The 18769-nt window shown below is 68.0% G+C and carries 15 protein-coding genes, 1 other RNA gene and 1 pseudogene; 3 read left to right on the forward strand and 14 right to left on the reverse strand.

The genetic code is table 11. From position 1 onward, the window contains the following. Window positions 1–21: 21 nt before the first annotated feature. The 14 genes from IP90_RS10010 to rsmI form a co-directional block, all read right to left on the reverse strand. A complete protein-coding gene (locus tag IP90_RS10010) occupies window positions 22–963 on the reverse strand; it encodes a D-alanine--D-alanine ligase (RefSeq protein ID WP_144899486.1) in 942 nt (313 codons plus the stop codon). Then, a complete protein-coding gene (gene murC, locus IP90_RS10015; protein ID WP_144899667.1) occupies window positions 960–2396 on the reverse strand; it encodes a UDP-N-acetylmuramate--L-alanine ligase in 1437 nt (478 codons plus the stop codon). The genes IP90_RS10010 and murC overlap by 4 nt, the downstream gene beginning before the upstream one ends. Before the next feature lie 11 nt (window positions 2397–2407). Then, window positions 2408–3487 (reverse strand): undecaprenyldiphospho-muramoylpentapeptide beta-N-acetylglucosaminyltransferase, encoded by a 1080-nt coding sequence (gene murG / locus IP90_RS10020; protein ID WP_144899487.1) that lies wholly within the window; start codon window positions 3485–3487, stop codon window positions 2408–2410. Then, a complete protein-coding gene (gene ftsW / locus IP90_RS10025; protein WP_144899488.1) occupies window positions 3484–4797 on the reverse strand; it encodes a putative lipid II flippase FtsW in 1314 nt (437 codons plus the stop codon). The genes murG and ftsW overlap by 4 nt, the downstream gene beginning before the upstream one ends. Next, a complete protein-coding gene (gene mraY / locus IP90_RS10030; RefSeq protein ID WP_144899489.1) occupies window positions 4797–5882 on the reverse strand; it encodes a phospho-N-acetylmuramoyl-pentapeptide-transferase in 1086 nt (361 codons plus the stop codon). Before mraY ends, ftsW begins: the two co-directional genes overlap by 1 nt. Continuing rightward, a complete protein-coding gene (locus IP90_RS10035) occupies window positions 5872–7335 on the reverse strand; it encodes a UDP-N-acetylmuramoyl-tripeptide--D-alanyl-D-alanine ligase (protein WP_144899490.1) in 1464 nt (487 codons plus the stop codon). Before IP90_RS10035 ends, mraY begins: the two co-directional genes overlap by 11 nt. Continuing rightward, window positions 7332–8804 carry a UDP-N-acetylmuramoyl-L-alanyl-D-glutamate--2,6-diaminopimelate ligase gene (locus IP90_RS10040; protein WP_144899491.1) on the reverse strand — a complete coding sequence of 491 codons (1473 nt, stop codon included), beginning with the start codon at window positions 8802–8804 and terminating at the stop codon, window positions 7332–7334. The genes IP90_RS10035 and IP90_RS10040 overlap by 4 nt, the downstream gene beginning before the upstream one ends. After that, the gene (locus IP90_RS10045) at window positions 8801–10603 is read right to left on the reverse strand and encodes a peptidoglycan D,D-transpeptidase FtsI family protein (protein ID WP_144899492.1); all 1803 of its coding nucleotides are present in this window, start codon (window positions 10601–10603) and stop codon (window positions 8801–8803) included. Before IP90_RS10045 ends, IP90_RS10040 begins: the two co-directional genes overlap by 4 nt. Beyond that, on the reverse strand, window positions 10600–10866 hold the full coding sequence (gene ftsL / locus IP90_RS10050; protein ID WP_144899493.1) for a cell division protein FtsL: 267 nt from the start codon (window positions 10864–10866) through the stop codon (window positions 10600–10602). The genes IP90_RS10045 and ftsL overlap by 4 nt, the downstream gene beginning before the upstream one ends. After that, window positions 10863–11906, reverse strand: coding sequence for a 16S rRNA (cytosine(1402)-N(4))-methyltransferase RsmH (gene rsmH / locus IP90_RS10055; RefSeq protein WP_144899494.1), 1044 nt, complete (start codon window positions 11904–11906; stop codon window positions 10863–10865). The genes ftsL and rsmH overlap by 4 nt, the downstream gene beginning before the upstream one ends. 56 nt (window positions 11907–11962) lie before the next feature. Next, window positions 11963–12451, reverse strand: coding sequence for a division/cell wall cluster transcriptional repressor MraZ (gene mraZ / locus IP90_RS10060; RefSeq protein ID WP_199753445.1), 489 nt, complete (start codon window positions 12449–12451; stop codon window positions 11963–11965). Window positions 12452–12844: 393 nt separating this feature from the next. Beyond that, an RNA gene (gene rnpB / locus IP90_RS10065) (RNase P RNA component class A) lies at window positions 12845–13210 on the reverse strand. A 99-nt stretch (window positions 13211–13309) separates the two neighbouring features. Further along, window positions 13310–14533 (reverse strand): chromate efflux transporter, encoded by a 1224-nt coding sequence (gene chrA / locus IP90_RS10070; protein WP_144899495.1) that lies wholly within the window; start codon window positions 14531–14533, stop codon window positions 13310–13312. Window positions 14534–14635: 102 nt separating this feature from the next. Then, window positions 14636–15457 carry a 16S rRNA (cytidine(1402)-2'-O)-methyltransferase gene (rsmI, locus tag IP90_RS10075; protein WP_199753454.1) on the reverse strand — a complete coding sequence of 274 codons (822 nt, stop codon included), beginning with the start codon at window positions 15455–15457 and terminating at the stop codon, window positions 14636–14638. Between the two features lie 224 nt (window positions 15458–15681). Here rsmI and IP90_RS10080 point away from each other — a divergent pair. The 3 genes and pseudogenes from IP90_RS10080 to IP90_RS10090 form a co-directional block, all read left to right on the forward strand. Next, a pseudogene (locus IP90_RS10080) lies at window positions 15682–16950 on the forward strand (penicillin-binding protein activator); the annotation flags it as partial. Continuing rightward, a complete protein-coding gene (locus tag IP90_RS10085; RefSeq protein WP_144899498.1) occupies window positions 16940–17329 on the forward strand; it encodes a YraN family protein in 390 nt (129 codons plus the stop codon). The pseudogene IP90_RS10080 and the gene IP90_RS10085, both read left to right, overlap by 11 nt. 52 nt (window positions 17330–17381) lie before the next feature. Continuing rightward, complete coding sequence (locus tag IP90_RS10090; RefSeq protein WP_144899499.1) at window positions 17382–18758, forward strand: FAD-binding oxidoreductase; 1377 nt, start codon at window positions 17382–17384, stop codon at window positions 18756–18758. Window positions 18759–18769: the final 11 nt, after the last annotated feature.

Consider the following 18769-nt stretch of genomic DNA (forward strand, 5'->3'; position numbering starts at 1 on the left):
ACGAATGACGAATGACGACCTTCATACCGTCATCTCCAGGATCCGCCAGCACAGCTCATCGAACTCTATGCCGACCTGGCGCGCGGCCTTGGGCACCAGCGAGTGGCTGGTCATCCCCGGCGCGGTATTGGCTTCGAGCAGGTACAGGTCGCCGCTGTCGCGATCGCGCATCACGTCGACGCGACCCCAGCCGCTGCAGCCTGCGGATTCGAACGCGGCCAGCGCCAGCCGTTGGATCTCTTCCTCCTCGACGCCCGACAGGCCCGGGCACAGGTACTGGGTGTCCTCGGCGACGTACTTGGCGTGGTAGTCGTACCACTGGCCCTTGGGCACGATGCGGATCGAAGGCAACGCGACGTTGCCCAGGATGCCGACAGTCAGTTCGTCGCCGACGATCATCTGCTCCATCAGCAGCTCGCCCGGATAGCGGATGGCCAGTTCGACCGCGGCATCGACGTCGGCATCGGCCAGCACGCGCGACACGCCGACGCTGGATCCCTCGCAGGACGGCTTGACGATCACCGGCAAGCCCAGCTCGCGTGCGGCCGCGTGCACGTCGTTTCCCTTCTGTAGGCGCAGATAGCGTGGCGTCGGCAATCCCAGCGACAGCCACACCTGCTTGCTACGGATCTTGTCCATCGCCAGCGCCGAGCCGAGCACGCCGGAACCGGTGTACGGCACGCCCATCGTCTGCAACAGGCCCTGCAGCACGCCGTTCTCGCCATCGCCGCCATGCAGGATGTTGAACACGCGATCGAATTCCTTGCCCTGCAACTCGCGCAGCAGGTTCGGGATGCCATCGACCGCATGCGCGGCGACGCCGCGCGAACGCAGTGCCTCGAGCACGTTGCGGCCGGAATCCAGCGACACTTCGCGCTCGGAACTGTTGCCGCCCATCAGCACGGCGACGCGACCGAAGGCGGCCGGGTCAGTGATGCGCAGCGGTGGAATCGGGTGGGTCACTTCGTCTTTTCCTCGAAACCTTCGGCGGCCAGCCGCTGTGCGGCATAGCCGATGTCGCCGGCGCCCATCAGCAGCAGCAGGTCGCCGTCCTGCAATACGTCGGGGAGCAACGCGGCCAGATCGTTCGCGCCACCGGTCACCACCGGATCGATGCGGCCGCGCGCGCGGATCGCACGCGCCAGCGACTTGGCATCGGCGCCGTTGATCGGCGCCTCGCCGGCGGGATAGACCTCGGTCAGCACCAGCGCATCGACACTCGACAGTACTGCGGCGAACTCGTCGAACAGATCGCGGGTGCGGCTGTAGCGATGCGGCTGGAACGCCACGACCAGGCGCCTGTCGGGCCAGCCGCCGCGGGCGGCGGCGAACACCGCTTCCAGTTCCTTCGGATGGTGGCCGTAGTCGTCGACCAGCTGCACGCGCGCGCCACTTTTCGTCTGCAGTTCGGCGAGCAGGTTGAAGCGGCGACCGATGCCGGCGAAGTTCTCCAGCGCTCGCGCGATCGCATCCGCCGGCACGCCGAGCTGCCAGCCGATCGCGGCAGCGGCCAGCGCGTTCTGCACGTTGTGCCGGCCCGGCAGAGCCAGCGTCACCGGCGTGCGCGAGCCGTCCGGCAGGCACAGCACGAAGCGCATGCGCGCGCTGTCCTGCAGCACCTGTTCGGCACGCACGTCGGCTTCCTCGGAGAAGCCATAGGCCATGACATGGCGCGGCGTCTTCGCCGCAAGCGTGGCCACTTCGGGATCGTCGATGCACAGTACCGCCAGGCCGTAGAACGGCAGGCGATGGAGGAATTCCTCGAAGGCCGCCTGCACGCGAGCGAAGTCGCCGCCGTAATTTTCAAGATGATCGGCATCGATATTGGTCACGACGGCGATCAACGGATTCAGGCGCAGGAAGCTGCCGTCGCTCTCGTCGGCCTCGGCCACCAGCCACTGGCCGCTGCCCAGGCGCGCGTTGGCGCCGGCCGCGAGCAGCTGCCCGCCGATGACGAAGGTCGGGTCGATATCGCCCTCGCCCAGCACGCTCGCGGTCAGCGAAGTGGTCGTGGTCTTGCCGTGCGTGCCGGCGACGGCGATGCCGCGGCGGAAGCGCATCAGCTCGGCCAGCATCTCGGCGCGCGGCACGATCGGAATGCGCTGTGCGCGCGCTTCCATCAATTCGGGATTGTCGGACTTGATCGCGCTGGACACGACCACGCAATCGGCACCGAGCACGTTGGCCGCGGCATGGCCGCGATGCACGGTCGCACCAATTTTTCCGAGGCGACGGGTGACCGCGTTGTCCGCGTTGTCGGAACCGGAGACCTGGTAGCCGAGCGTGCACAGCACTTCCGCGATGCCACTCATGCCGACGCCGCCGATGCCGACGAAGTGCACGCGACGATAGGCCGCGGCGAGATCACCGGCGTCCTGCATGCGCCGTGTGTGCATCGTGCTCGACATCACGCCGCCTCCTGCAGGACGATGTCGGCGATGCGGTCGGCGGCATCGGGCCGTGCCAGCGTGCGCGCAGCCTCGGCCATCGCACGGCGCTTGCCCGCATCCGCCAGCAGCGGACGCAACGCGGCGATCAGACGTTCGTCGAATCCTTCGCCTTCGGCGACCAGCACGGCGGCGCCGCGCTCGACGAGGAATTGCGCATTGCGTGTCTGGTGATCATCGACCGCCTGCGGGAACGGCACCAGCACCGCACCGAGCCCGGCCGCGCACAGTTCCGCGAGCGTCAACGCACCGGCGCGGCACACCACCAGGTCGGCCCAGGCGTAGGCCTGCGCCATGTCGGCGATGAAGGGTTCGACGCTGGCGCTGACGCCGGCATCGGCATAGGCCTGCTGCGCGGCCGCGGCCATCTTTTCGCCGCACTGGTGCCGGACTTCCAACTGCTCCGTACCGATTTCGCGCAATGCCTGCGGCAATACCGTGTTCAAGGCACGCGCGCCCTGGCTGCCGCCGAGCACGAGCACCCGCACCCTGGCATGATTTCCGGCAAGGCGTTCCGCCGGCGGTGCGATTGCCGCGATCTCGGCGCGGACGGGATTGCCGACCACTTCTTCATTCGTGCCGGCGAAGCTGTCAGGGAAGCCGGTCAGCACGCGTCCGGCGAATTTCGCCAGCACGCGGTTGGTCATGCCCGGCGCGCGGTTTTGTTCGTGCACGACCAGCGGCAGGCCAAGACTGCGTGCCGCCAGTCCGCCCGGTCCCGCGGCGAAGCCGCCGAAACTGATCACGGCGCGGACATCGCGTGCACGCAAGCGCGCACGCGCCTGCATCACCGCGCCGAACAGCTTGAATGGGGCCAGCAACAGCGTGGCCATGCCCTTGCCGCGCACGCCGGCGACATCGAGCGTATCGATCTCGATGCCATGCTGCGGCACCAGTCGCGTTTCCATCTTGCCGGCAGCACCCAGCCAGGCCACCGGCACGCCGCGCGCGCGCAAGGCCTGCGCGACAGCGAGGCCGGGGAAAATGTGACCGCCGGTACCACCGGCCAGGATCATCACCGGGCGCTGCTCGCCATTCATGCGCCTTTCCTCAGTCCTAGCGTCGGCTCGGTGCGCTGGCGCAGGCGACTGGTGCCGCGCGCCGGCGCGATGTCGGCCGGTGCAGGCTGCGCGGTTGCCGGCGTGCCGGTCGACGGCTGCACGGCCTCGCCGCGCAGGCGCGCGACCTGGCGCTCGGCGCGATCCAGTTCGTAGGACACACGCAGCAGCAGGCCGAGTGCGGCGCAGGTCATCAGCACGCTGGAGCCGCCGGACGAGATCAGCGGCAAGGTCAGTCCCTTGGTCGGCAGCAACCCGAGGTTGACGCCGATCGATACGAAACTCTGCAGGCTGATCCACAGCGCGATGCCGAACGCGCAGTATCCGGCGAAGTGGCGGCGCATTTCGACGCAGCGCAGTCCGATCCAGAACGCACGCCCGACCAGCAGCGCATACAGGCCGATCACCAGGCACACGCCGACGAAGCCGAGTTCCTCGCCGATCACCGCGAGGATGAAATCGGTATGCGCTTCCGGCAGGAAGTTGAGCTTCTGCACCGAAGCGCCGAGGCCCACGCCGAACCATTCGCCGCGACCGACCGCCATCAGTGCATTGGTCAGCTGGTAGCCGCTGCCGAGCTGGTCGGCCCAGGGGTCGAGGAAGGAAGTGAAACGGCGCACGCGATACGGCTCGGCGATCGCGATCGCCGCCAGGATCGGCAAGCCCACCAGCACCGGTCCGAACATGCGCGGCATGTGCACGCCGCCAAGCACGAGCATGCCGGCGGTGATGGCCAGCAGCAGCGACAGCGAGCCGAAGTCGGGTTGCATGATCAGCAGCGCCACCAGCAGCACCGCCACGCCGATCGGCTTGAGCATCGCGATCCAGGTCGCGTTCACCTCGTCGCGGAAGCGCACCAGGTAACTGGCCAGCCACACCACGTACATCAGCTTGACCGCTTCCACCGCCTGGAAATTGGAGACGCCGAGGTTGATCCAGCGCTGCGCCCCATTGACGCTCTTGCCGATTCCCGGCACGAACACCAGCAGCAGCAACACGAAGCACAGCAGCAGCAGCCACTGGTTCTTCTGCTCGACCGTCTTCAGTTCGGTGCGCATCAGCCAGATCGCCAGCACGCCACCAGCGCCGAGGAACACGATGTGCCGGGTCAGGTAGTAGAACGGGCCGACGCCGTCGTTCTCGGCGATGGCGATCGAACTGGACGCGACCATGACCACGCCCAGACAGGCGAGCGCGATGGTGGCGCCCAGCAACCAGGGATCGAAGCGGCCCTGGATCGCATCCAGGCGCGTGGCCTGGCGCGGACTGTCGGTGGCGTAGGTGGTGCTCATCAGCGCACCTTCAACGTTGCGAGGCCGACCAGCACCAGGATCACCGAGATGATCCAGAAGCGCACGATCACGCGTGGTTCCGGCCAGCCCTTGAGTTCGAAGTGGTGGTGGATCGGTGCCATCCGGAACACGCGCTTGCCGGTGAGCTTGAACGAGGCCACCTGGATGATCACCGACAGCGTTTCGATGACGAACACGCCGCCCATGATCACCAGCACCAGTTCCTGGCGGACGATCACGGCGATCGTGCCGAGCACTGCGCCCAGCGCCAGCGCACCGATGTCGCCCATGAACACCATCGCCGGATAGGTGTTGAACCACAGGAAGCCAAGCCCGGCACCGGCAATGGCCGCGCAGATGATCACCAGCTCGCCCGCGCCGGGCACCTGCGGAATCTGCAGGTAGTTGGAGAACACCGCATTGCCTGACGCATAGGCGAACACGCCCAGCGCGCAGGCGACCAGCACCGTCGGCATGATTGCCAGGCCGTCGAGGCCGTCGGTCAGGTTGACCGCGTTGGAGAAGCCAACGATCCAGAAATAGGCGATCGTGACGAAGGCAAAGCCGACCAGCGGCAGTGCCACTGCCTTGAAGAACGGGATATAGAAGGTGATCGCCGCCGGCGCATCGGCGGTGTAGTACAGGAACAGACCCGCGGCCAGGCCGAATACCGATTGCGCCAGGTATTTCCAGCGCGACTTGAGTCCATTCGGATCGCGCCTGACGATCTTGATCCAGTCGTCGTACCAGCCGATCGCACCGAACGCCAGCATCACCGCCAGCACCAGCCATACATAACGGTTGCGCAGGTCGCCCCACAGCAGTACCGACAGCAGCACGGTGATCAGGATCAGCGCGCCACCCATGGTCGGCGTGCCGGCCTTGGAGAAATGCGTCTGCGGACCGTCCTGGCGGATCGGCTGACCACCCTTGTACTGCGCCAGCTTGCGGATCACCGCCGGCCCCAGCCACAGCGACAGGAAGAGCGCCGTCAACGCGGCGAGGATGCCGCGGAAGGTCAGGTAGGCGAACAGGCCGAACAGGCTTTCCAGCTGCTGCAGCCAGCGCGTGAGTTCAAGCAGCATCGGTGCCCCCCGTGTTCGTCGACGGTTCTTTCGACAGCAATGCGCTTACGACCCGATCCATGGCGCTGCCGCGCGAGCCTTTGACCAGCACCCTCAACACCGCGGAAGGAGCATCCGTAACGGCCTGCAGATCGGAGCGCAGCGCGCGCGCCAGTGCTTCATGGGATTCGAAGGCGCGGCCACCGTCTCCGAAAGCCTGCGCGGCGGCGGCGCTCAACGTGCCAAGCGCGTACAGACGCGCGATGCCGGCGCTCTTTGCGCGACGTCCCGCTGCCGCGTGCAGGGCCTCGGCATCGGCGCCGAGTTCGCGCATGTCGCCCAGCACCAACCAGCTTTCGCCACCCTGCCCGGCCAGGGTTTCGATCGCGGCGTTGAGCGATCCGGGATTGGCGTTGTAGCTGTCGTCGATCAGCTGCACGTTGCCGTCGAGGCGATGCGCGACCAGGCGGCCGGCCACCGCACGTGCTGCGCCGAGCCCGGCTGCGATCGTGTCCAGCGACGCGCCCGCGCCCAGCGCCAGGCAGGCCGCGGCGAGTGCGTTGGATACGTTGTGCCGTCCCGGCAACGGCAGCGCGATGTCGACATCGCCGGCCGGCGTGATCAGGATGAATGCCATGCCTTCGGCGGTCGCGCGGACGTCGCGCGCGCTGATGTCGGCGGTGGCTTCGAGCCCGAAGCGCAGGATGCGGCGGCCATGCGCGCGCTCGGCGAAATACGGGGCGAACGCATCGTCGGCGTTGATCACCGCCACGCCGTCGGCCGGCAGCGCATCGTAGATCGCAGCCTTGGTGTCGGCGACGCCGAGCAAGCTGCCCATGCGTTCCAGATGCGCGGGCGCGATGTTGTTGACCAGCGCCACGTCGGGCCTGACGACGGCCGTCAGATACGCGATGTCGCCGGGCTTGCCGGCGCCCATCTCGTAGATCGCGATGTCGGCATCCTCCGGCGCGTCGATCACCGCCAGCGGCAGGCCGATCTCGTTGTTGCGGTTACCCGGGTTGGCATAGGCCTTCCTGCCGCGGTCCTGCGCGAGGATCGACAGCAGCAGGGTCTTGACGCTGGTCTTGCCGTTGCTGCCGGTAATCGCGACCACCTTGCCGCCGCGCTCGCGCTGCAACGCGCCGGCCAGGGCGGCAAGCGCGCGCTCGGTATCGGCCACCACGATCTGCGGCAGGTCGATGGCAAGTTCGCGCGACACCAGCGCCGCCGCAATCGCGGCACCTGATGTCGTGGAAGAAGATTTCGCGAACACCGCGACATGATCGTGGCCGTCGAAACGCTCGCCCTTGAGTGCGACGAACAACGCCGCGCCGGTCGCCGGCAATGCACGGGTGTCGGTGGCAATGGCATCGACCACGACGTCATCGCCCTTTACAGCTGCGCCATTCACAGCTACGCCGTGCAGGCGGCCACCGGTCATGCGCGCGATCGCCGAGAGGCTCAGCGGCTTCATGCCCTGCCCTCCAGCACGCTGCGTGCAACGCGCGTGTCGTCGAACGGATGCTTGACGCCGGCGATCTCCTGGTAGGGCTCATGGCCCTTGCCGGCGATCAGCACGATGTCGTCGGCGCCGGCCTCGCCGATGGCGCGCGCGATCGCGGCAGCGCGATCGCGTTCCACCACCACGGCCTGCGGACGCGCGAATCCCGCCATGATCTCGGCGACGATGGCATCGCCATCCTCGCCACGCGGATTGTCGTCGGTGACGATCACCGCATCGGCGTGCGCCTCGGCAATCGCCGCCATCAGTGGACGCTTGCCGCGATCGCGTTCGCCGCCGCAGCCGAACACGCACACCAGACGCCCACGCAGGTGGCCGCGCAGCGACTGCAGCGCCTGCTGCAACGGATCGGGCTTGTGCGAATAGTCGATCACCACCAGCGGCAGCACGCCATCGCCGCCGAGCCGGTTCATGCGCCCGGCGATGGGCTGGAGCTGCGGCAGCACCGCGGCGATGGCCTCGGGCGTCTCGCCCAGCGCATGCAGCACGCCAGCCACCGCCAGCAGGTTGTCGACATTGAAACGGCCGAGCAGGGAAGAACGCACCGCGGCGCGGACATCTCCCAATACCAGGTCGAAGGCCAGGCCGGACGCATCCAGCGCGATGTTCTCTGCGCGCACCAGTGCCTGCGCATGGCCACGCGCGCTCAGGCCGACGCCGCGCACGCTGTCCGGCAGCTGCGCGAGCAGAGACACGCCGAAATCGTCGTCGAGATTGACCGCTGCCGCCTGCAGGCCCGGACGCGCGAACAGCTTCGCCTTGGCGGCACCGTACGTCGCCATGTCGCCGTGATAGTCGAGGTGGTCACGGGTGAGATTGGTGAACACCGCCACGTCGTAATGCACCGCATCGACGCGACCCTGGTCCAGCGCGTGCGAACTGACTTCCATCGCCACGGCCGTGGCGCCGGCGTCGCGCAGTTGTGCCAGCAGCGCATGCATCTGCAATACCAGCGGCGTGGTGAACCCGGTCGGCTGCGCATCGCCGTACAGCCCGGCGCCCAGCGTGCCGATCGTGCCGGCGCGCCGACCAAGCAGTTCCAGCGACTGCGCGATCAGCTGCACCGTCGAGGTCTTGCCGCTGGTGCCGGTGACACCGACCATCGTCATCGCATGCGAGGGTTGGCCGTGGAACTGGTCGGCCATCGCGCCCATGCGCGCGCGCAGGCCGGGCACGGCGATGGCATCGGCCGGTGCCGGCAGGTCCGGCGGTGCCGGCGGTTCGAACAGGATCGCGCCGGCACCGGCAGCGCGCGCCTGGTCGACGAAGCCCAGGCCATGCGCGCCGAAACCGGCGATGGCGACGAAGGCGTCGCCGCCGTGGACATCGCGGCTGTCCAGTACCAGCCCGGTAACGGCCAGTTCCGCCGGCACGGCGGGCACGTCCGGCAACAGTTCAGCCAGCAGCATCGCGCGGGTCATGGCTGCAGCTCCGCAGCAGCCGGGACTGTGGACTGCGGGCTGGAGATCCGGCCGGCGGCGACAGCTACCGGTTTTCCGCCATTGCGCTTGGCTTCCGCTGCAGCCTGCGCCGCCAGCCAGGTCTCGATGTCGTCCGGCGGCACGTCCATCAGCCGCAGCGCGCCTTCCATCACGTTCTGGAACACCGGCGCCGACACGTAGCCGCCGCCGTAGCCGTAGCCGCGGCTCGCGTCGGGTTCGTTGATGACGATCGCCATCGCGAAGCGCGGATTGTCGACCGGCACCACGCCAGCGAAAAACGCGACGTACTCGCGCGAGTAGCCGCCGCCGCTGGCCTTGCGCGAGGTGCCGGTCTTGCCGGCGACGTGGTAGCCGAGGATCGCCGCGCGCGTGGCGGTGCCGCCGGTCTCGGTCACCGTCTGCATCATCTTCATCACTTCACGGGCGATCTCCGCGTCCAGCACCTGCCTGGATTCGTTGACCTGGCCCTTGACGAAGGTTGGCGCGATCAGTTTTCCGCCGTTGGCGAGTGCGGCGTAGGCGGTCGCGATCTGCAATGGCGTCGCCGACAGCCCGTAACCGTAGGACATGGTCTGCTTGCTGGTGCCGCTCCATTGCGACGGCGGCATGAACACGCCCGCGGCCTCGCCCGGGAAGCCGCTGTGCGTGCTTTCGCCGTAGCCGAACCTGCGCACGAAATCGTAGAAGGTCTTGTCCGGCAGCAGCGCCACGATCTTGGAGGCGCCCACGTTCGAACTCTTGGTGAGCACGCCGGTGGTATCGAGGATGCCGTAGTTGTGCGTGTCGGTGGTGCGATAGCGGCCGTTCGGCATCCAGCCCGGATTGGTGTTGAATTTCGTCTCCGGCGTGATCACGCCGGCCTCGAGCGCGGCGGCCACGGTCAACGGCTTCATCGTCGAGCCCGGTTCGATCACGTCGGTCACGGCGCGGTTGCGGTGCGAATCGCGATTGCCCGACTCCACCGCGTTCGGGTTGTAGGACGGCAGGTTGGCCATCGCCAGCACTTCGCCGGTGGCAACGTCCAGCACCACTGCCGAGCCGCTGCTGGCGTCGGATTCCAGCAATGCGCGCTTCAATTCGCGATAGGTCAGGTACTGGATGCGGCGGTCGATGGTGAGCGTCAGGTCCTTGCCCGGTTGCGCCGGCTTGATCAGGTCGACGTTCTCGACGATGCGGCCGCGGTTGTCGCGGATCACGCGCTTGCTGCCGGGCGTGCCGCGCAGCCATTCGTCGAAGGCCAGTTCCAGGCCTTCCTGGCCTTCGTCGTCGATGTTGGTGAAGCCCAGCACGTGCGCCATCGCTTCGCCTTGCGGGTAGAAGCGGCGGAATTCGCGCTGCGAGAACACGCCGGGGATGTCGAGCGCGACGATCTTCTTCGCCGCCACCGGACTGATGCGGCGCTTGAGCCACATGAATTCCTTGCCGGCGCGCTGCGACACCTTGCGCGTCAGGTAATCCGCGGGCACGCCGAGTGCCTTGGCGAGTTGCGGCAGCCGCGCCGGATGCTTCAGCAGCTCCTGCGGATCGGCCCACACCGATTCCACCGGCGAGGAAACCGCCAGCGGCTCGCCGTTGCGGTCTGTGACCATGCCGCGCGAGGTCGGGATCTCGATGTCGCGCAGGAAACGCGCATTGCCCTGCTTCTGGTAGAAGTCGTTGTCGATCAGCTGCAGGTCGACCGCGCGCCCGACCAGCGCCAATGAACTCAATCCCAGCGCGCCGGCGACCATCGCCAGCCGTGCGCGCAGGTTGAACTGGGCGCGATTGCGCGGCTTCATGGACGCACCACCACGATCTCGGCGGCTTCAGGGAACTTCATGCCGAGCCTGTCGCGCGCGATCTGGTCGATGCGGTTGCTCTCGGCCCAGGTGGCCTGTTCCAGCTGCAGGCGACCGAACTCGATGTTGAGCGCGTCGCGCGCCTTCTCCAGCCGCGTCAGCTCCACGAACAGCTGTCGGTGCTGATGACGCGCATGCACCACCATCACCGCGGTGACGACATTGGCAGCGATCAGGATCGCGAGCAACATGCGCAGGCTCATGGGTGGCCTCCTGCGGAGGCGGGGGCCAGGGGCTGGGGACTGGGGACTCGGAACAGCGGTGCGGCCTCGCGCGAACGCCGGCCTGCATCGCTGCTTTGCTTTTGTTCTTCGCCGAGCCCCCAGTCCCCAACCCCCAGTCCCGCTCCATCCAGCTTTTCAGCCACCCTCAGCACCGCGCTGCGCGCGCGCGGATTGGCCGCCAGCTCCGCCGCGCCCGCTTTCTGGGCTCCATCAATCGCGCGCAAGGTCGGCACGAAGGATTCGACTGCCGGCAAGCGACGATTCGTCGGCGGCGCTTTCGCGTGCCGGGCGATGAACTGCTTGACGATGCGGTCTTCCAGCGAATGGAAGCTGATCACCGCCAACCGGCCCTGCGGCTTGAGCGCGGCCAGCGCCGCGTCCAGGCCCGCTTCCAGGTCGGACAGTTCGCGATTGACGTGGATGCGGATCGCCTGGAACGAGCGCGTCGCCGGATGGATGCTGTCGTGCTTGCCGCGCGGCATCACCGACGCGATCAGCTGGGCGAGATCGGCGGTACGTTCGATCGGCTGCTGCGCCCGACGGGCGACGATCGCGCGCGCGATGCGCCGGCTCATGCGTTCCTCGCCGTAGGTCCACAGCACGTCGGCGATGTCCTGCTCGGATGCATTCGCCAGCCACTGCGCGGCGCTTTCGCCGCTGTCGGGATCCATGCGCATGTCGAGCGGGCCGTCCTTGCCGAAACTGAAGCCGCGTTCGGCCACGTCCAGCTGCGGCGACGACACGCCCAGGTCGAGCAGTACCCCATCGAGGCCGACGGCCACCGCATCCCAATGCGCGAGGTCGGTGAAGCTGCCGCGATGGATCGCGACGCGCGGGTCCGTGCCGAACTCGCGCTCGGCCACCGCAATCGCCTCGGGATCCTTGTCCATCAGCAGCAGTCGCCCTCCCGTGCCCAGCTTCTGCAGCACGCCGCGCGCATGGCCACCACGCCCGAACGTGCCATCCAGATACGTTCCGTCCTCGACCACCCGCAGCCCTTCCATGACCTGCTCGAACATCACCGGCAAGTGCAGACCCGGAAGGTGGGCGGACCGGCTGTCCGCGCCACCCGTGCTCACAACTGCAGGTCGAGTAGGTCCTCGCCCAGATCCGCGTCGCCAAGGGTCTGGCGGATCTGTGCGTGGTGGGCCTGCTCGCTCCACAACTCGAATTTGTCGCCCATGCCCAGCAGCACGGCCTTCTTGTCGATGCCCACCGCGCTGCGGTGGCTGGCCGGCACGCTGATGCGGCCATTGCCGTCGGGTTCAACGAAGCTCGCCGCGCCGACCAGCTTCAGCTGCAGGTTGCGGCTGACGCTCTTGGTGCGCGGCAACGCGTTGACCTGGTCGCGCACACGCTCCCAGACCGGCTGCGGATAGAGATAGAGGCTGCCGGACTCGAACGGGTTGTAGGTGATCACCAGGCGGTTGCCGCATTCGCGCGCGACCAGGTCCCGGTAACTGGTCGGGATCGCCAGCCGGCCCTTGTCATCGATCGTGATGGCGGTCTCGCCCTGGAACACAAACCCGTCCGGTTCTTGCCCGTCTTCGGCGGGCTTCAGCATCGGAAAACCACCAATATCCCGGTTTTCCCACGAGATGCCACCTTAGGAGCCGCCCACAGGGTTGTCAACAACTTTGCAGGGCTAATTTCGCTAGGCCGGTCAATGACTTGCGCTGAACTTGAGAGACTTGTTCAAGCTTTATCCACAAGCTGCTGTTTAGTCTCAAATTTTGAGATTGGACCAATCTCAGACTGTTGGAGACCTCTGAACAGTGACCTGGCTCCCGCTCGTGCTGCAGCGCAGCAACCAAGGCTTGACCAGCAATTGTTCTGCCGTTGCAACAAGTCGGCAAGAAACACCCTGGCCCGGGCGATGCATGCAACGAAGTATCCGGAACACGCGGTGGCCGCATTCCGCTTCGCTGGATTCCGAAGTTTCGGTGCAGGGAATAAGGGGCGGAGCCGGCCGATAAGCCGGGTTCTGTCGTGGACAACCATTCCTCTAGGCGCAGCGTCGCCGCTACGCTCAAGCAACCTACCCGGACCCGACGCGGGCCGCGTCATGGGGTCCCTATTTGGCCTTGCTCCCGGTGGGGTTTGCCGTGCCGGTCCGTTGCCGGACTCGCGGTGCGCTCTTACCGCACCATTTCACCCTTGCCACGCATTCCGAAGAACCGTTCGGCGGTATCTTTCTGTTGCACTTTCCGTCGGCTCGCGCCGCCCAGGCGTTACCTGGCACCGTGCCCTGTGGAGCCCGGACTTTCCTCGGCACCCGATCGCCCCGAAAGGCTCAGGATGACGCGGTTGTCTGGCCGGCTCCGCCGTGCGTATTGTCGCACGTGCGCTTCTCGATCCGCCGAACGGGTGCGATCGCGCCGTTTACGTTTGCCCGGTCTTAAGCGTTCGTCGGCGAACGGCTTTACAGGAGCATCGGCAGCAAACCCATTGCCAGCCCGCCCAGCGCCAGGCCCAGCACCACCATCCAGGACGGCATCTGCCAGCGGATCAACGCGACGATGCCGAGCACGACCAGTGCCACGTCCATCCACCCATGCACCGCACTGGTCCACACCGGCCGGTACAACGCCGCCAGCAGCAGTCCCACGACCGCGGCGTTGATCCCGGCCAGCGCCGCCTGCATGCGGGCGTTGCGACGCAACGCGTCCCAGTACGGCAGCACGCCGATCACGAGCAGGAACGACGGCAGGAAGATCGCCAGCAGGCACAGCAGACCGCCCCACGCGCCACCGGGACCGGCGGTCATCGCCGCGCCCAGATAAGCGGCGAACGTGAACAACGGACCCGGCACGGCCTGCGCTGCGCCGTAGCCGGCAAGGAACGCGTCGCCGGAAATCCAGCCGGGTGGCACCACCGCGGCCTGCAGCAGTGGCAGTACGACGTGGCCGCCACCGAACACCAGCGATCCGGCGCGGTAGAACGCGGAAAAGATCGCCAGCTCCGGTATCGGCCAGAGCTTCGCGGCCAACGGCAACGCGAACAGCAGCAGCAGGAAAGCCGCCAGCGACAGTGCGCCGAGCCGGCGCGATACGCGCGCCGGCGCCGCGTCGTTCGGCGGCGGCGCCACGTGCCGCAGGAACGCAACGCCGAGAATGCCGCCGATGACGATCGCGCCAGTCTGGCCCCATGCATCGGCCCGCAACAGCACGAGCGCCGCCGATGCCAACGCGAGCGCGATCCGCGGCGCGTCCGGGCACAGCGTGCGCGCCATGCCCCACACCGCCTGCGCGACCACGGCCACGGCGACCAGCAACAAACCATGCACCATGCCGGCCGGCCATTGCGTGCCCCACGCCGATGCCGCGAGTGCGAACAGGATCATCGCCAGCGCCGAAGGCATCGTGAATCCGCACCACGCCGCGAACGCGCCGCGCAGACCGCCGCGGTCCAGGCCGATCGCCATGCCGACCTGGCTGCTCGCCGGGCCCGGCAGGAACTGGCACAACGCGATCAGGTCCGAATAGACGCCTTCCGACAGCCAGCGCCGCCGAACCACGAACTCCTCGCGGAAATAGCCCAGATGCGCGATCGGCCCGCCAAATGAAGTCAGTCCCAGGCGCAGGAAGACGAGGAAGATCGTCCAGCTGCTGTCGCGAGTGGCATCAGTGGCATCGGCGTCAGCCATGAGAGCGATTCATCTTGGGGCGTTGTCCGGCGTACATCCTCTGAATCCCGACGCGACGCCTGCCAGATGACAGGCTTCAAGAGCGGCTGTTCGCGAACCGCATCAACCGCCATACAAGGCCTTGCGCGGCGCGCCGCTCAATTCCGCAGCCAGTTTCGCAGCCGTCGAGGGCGACAGGTGCTCGCTGAGCTTGGCATACAGGCGTCGACCCTCGATCACTTTGGCATCGGCTTCTTCGCCGGCGCCATGCACCAGCAGCACGAATTCGCCCTTGCGCTGGTTCACGTCGGCGGCGACGCGCGCACGCAGATCCTCGAGGGTGCCGTCCAGCACGGTTTCGAACAGTTTGGTCAGCTCGCGCGCAAGCGTCGCGCCGCGCGCCGCGCCTAAAGCAGCAACGGCATCGGCCAGCGTGTCCTCGATGCGATGCGAGGATTCATAGAACACCAGCGTGCGTGTTTCCGCGGACAGTGCCGCCAGCCGTTCGCGCCGCGCGGCCGCCTTCGCGGGCAGGAAGCCTTCGAACACGAAGCGGTCGCTGGGCAGGCCTGCGACGCTGAGCGCGGCGATCAGCGCGCTCGGGCCCGGCACCGGGCTGACCTTGATGCCTGCCGCGCGCGCGGCGCGAACCAGCCGGAAGCCGGGATCGCTGACCAGCGGCGTACCGGCATCGGACACCAGCGCCAGTGATTCGCCAGCCAGCATCCTGGCGACCAGGCGTTCGGCGATCTCGTCCTCGTTGTGTTCGTGCAGTGCCTGCAACGGTTTCTCGACGCCGAAATGCGCCAGCAGCTGGCGGGTATGGCGGGTGTCTTCGGCGCAGATCGCGGCGACGCGGCCGAGCGTTTCCAGCGCGCGCGGACTGAGATCGCCGAGATTGCCGATCGGCGTGGCCACTACGTACAGGCTGCCGCAAGTGGACACACCGGTGGGGTTGAGGGGGGCGGACATCGTCTCTCCAGCGGCTGCGGGTAGAATCCTAGCTGTTCTTCCCACCGAGACCCGCACCGATGCGGAATGCGATGACACGGACTGGATCGAAACTGCTGCCGCTGCTGGCGATGTTGCTGCTGTTTGCCGGCTGCGCCACGGTGCAGGTCAGCGACGTGGGCGGCAAGTCCACCACGTCGAACAATCCCACGATCATCGCGGCCACTGAGCTGGCGCGCGGCTACGCCATGCTGGATGGCGCGGCCAAGACCCAGCGCGCCGACCAGATCGACCGCATGCTGTCGGGGCTCGACGACGCCACGCTGGCGAGCGAAGCGGCGGCGATGCCGGTCGGCGATCCGCTCTACAACTTCGCCGGCCGCGCCCTGCAGCGCCGCGGCCTGCCGCTGCCGCGACCGTTCGACCGCGGCGCGCAATGGGGCTTCGATGCCAGCCAGCGTCCGCCCGCCGATCGCGATGGCTACCGGCCGCCGCTGAAACTCGCGGTCCTGCTGCCGCTGTCCGGGCAACTGGCCACGGCCGCGGCGCCGGTGCGCGACGGCCTGCTGGCCGGCTATTACGGCGAACGCCGGCAGCGCCCGGACATCCACTTCTACGACACCGCCGGCACGCCCGGCGGTGCGGTCGCCGCATACGCCAAGGCAGCCGCGGAAGGCAACGATTTCGTGGTCGGCCCGCTCGGTCGCGACGAAGTCAGCGCATTGTTCAACCAGGGCAGCCTGAGCGTGCCGATGCTGGCGCTGAACCGCGGCAACGTGGCGCCGCCGCCCGGCAACGCCAGCTTCTCGCTGGCGCCCGAGGACGAGGCGATCTCCGCGGCCGAACACCTGATATCGACCAACGCGCGCCACGTGCTGATATTGACCAGCAACGACGCCAGCATGCGCCGCGCAGCGGACGCGTTCCGCGAGCGTTTCGCCGAGCGCGGCGGCACCATCACCGACACGCTCACCGTCAGCGAGACCGCCGAAGGATTCACGCCGATCCTGCAGGCCGCCACGGCCAAGCCCGGCGGCGTGGATGCGCTGTTCCTGGCGATCAAGGGCAGCCAGGCGCGCGCGCTGGCGCCGCAACTGGCGATGGCCGGGCTTGCCGGCAAGCCGCGCGTGGCGACTTCGCAGCTGATCTCCGGCACCGGCAAACCGGAAGAGGATGTCGCGCTGGACGGCATCATCTTCCCGAGCGATGCCTGGAGCGTGCGCGGCGCACCGGGCCTGCCGCCGGCGAGCATGACCGGGCAGTCGCTGCCGACCGCGCGTGGCCCGGCCGCGCGACTGTTCGCCTTCGGTTACGACGCGTGGCTGATCACCGCGTTCCTGGAACGGCTGGCCACCAGCGCCGAGGGCGACATCCAGGGCGCTACCGGCGAACTGGGCATAGACGGCTTCGGCAACATCGTGCGTACGCCGGCATGGTCGACTTTCAGCGGCGGCCACGTCGTACCGCTGGCACGCGGTGGCGGTTGACCGCCGCGCGCGCGGCGCTGCGGTCGAAGCTGCTGCGCGCGCGCACCTGAGAAAAGCCGGACTGGTCGATGTCGCCGCCAACGCGAACTATCGCGGCGGCGAGCTGGACCTGGTCATGCTGGATCGAAGCGGCCGCGACGGCGGCACGCTGGTGTTCGTCGAGGTGCGCTACCGTCGCGACCCGCGCTTCGGCGGCGGCGCGGCGTCGGTCGATGCCGGCAAGCGACGCAAGCTGGTGCTTGCCGCGCAGATGTTCCTGCTGACGCATCGCCAGTACGCCGATGCGCCCTGCCGTTTCGACGTGGTCGAAGCCGACGGCGACCCGGATGCGCCGCGACTGCACTGGCTGCGCGACGCCTTTCGCGGCGACGACGTGTAGCCTGCCTTGGGGCCAGGGACGGCACGCGGAACGGCACGCTTACAATCCACCCATGTCCTCCCTGCCCGCATCCCTCGTCGACGAACTGTCCGCCCTGCTCGGCGACGGCTGGCTGACCGGCGCAAGCGAACGCGCCGCACACGGCAACGACAACTCGCGCCGCTCGGCGTTGCCCGATGCCGTGGCTGTGCCCAGCACGCGCGAGCAGGTCGTCGCGATCGTGCGTGCGTGCCGCGCGCATCGCGTGCCGATTGTCGCGCGCGGCGCCGGCACCAGCAGCACCGGTGCGGTGCTGCCTACGGCCGGCGGCGTGGTGGTGTCGTTCGATCGCATGAACCGCATCCTCGACATCCGCGCCGGCGATCGCTGCGTGGTCGTCGAGCCGGGCGTACTGAACGGCGACCTGCAGCGCGCGCTGGCGCCGCATGGTCTGTTCTGGCCGCCGGATCCCGCCAGTGCGGAGTTGTGCACCGTCGGCGGCAACCTGGCCTGCAATGCCGGTGGCCCGCACACCGTCAAGTACGGCGCCACCCGTGACAACGTGCTCGGCCTGAGCGCCGTCACCGGCAGCGGCGAACTGATCCGTTGCGGCAGCGCGACCACCAAGGACGCCACCGGCTACGACCTCACCCACCTGATCGTCGGCAGCGAAGGCACGCTGGCGCTGATCGTCGAAGCCACGCTCAAGCTCGCACCATTGCCGCCGCAACGCGCCAGCCTGCGCGCGCTGTACCTCGATGTCGCCAGCGCGGCGGCGGCGGTGTCGCGGATCATGGCGCAACCGGTCACGCCGGCGATGCTCGAATTCATGGATGCGGCCTGCATCAGGCTGGCGCGCGACGTCGGCGGTGCCGATATCCCTGACGCCGGTGCGCTGCTGATGATCGAGGCCGACGGCGATGCCGCGACCTTGCCGCACGCCGTCGCGGTGCTGGCGCATGCCGCGCGCGGTGCCGGCCTGTTGTCTCTCGATACCGCGCCGGACGAAATCGCCAGCGAGAAGCTCTGGGCTGCGCGCAAGGCGCTGTCGCCGGCACTGCGCAGCATCGCGCCGGGCAAGATCAACGAGGACGTGGTGGTGCCGGTCACACGCATCCCCGACCTGGTCGACGGCATCCAGGCGCTGGCGCGCGAGTTCGACCTGCGGATCGTCGCCTTCGGCCATGCCGGCAACGGCAACCTGCACGCCAACATCCTGTTCGATCCCGACGACACCAGCCAGGACGCACGCGCGCAGGCCGCGCTGCCGCGGCTGTTCGCGCTGACGCTGGCGCTCGGTGGCACGCTGTCCGGCGAGCACGGGATCGGCCTCGCCAAGCGCGATTTCATGGTGCATGCCTTCGATCCGGCCACGCTGGCGGCGATGCGCGCGGTCAAGGCTGCGTTCGATCCGGATGGCGTGTTGAATCCGGGCAAGGTGCTGCCGTAGCGTGTCAACGT

It is taken from the genome of Luteimonas cucumeris (assembly GCF_007830035.1).
GTDB lineage: Bacteria > Pseudomonadota > Gammaproteobacteria > Xanthomonadales > Xanthomonadaceae > Luteimonas_C > Luteimonas_C cucumeris.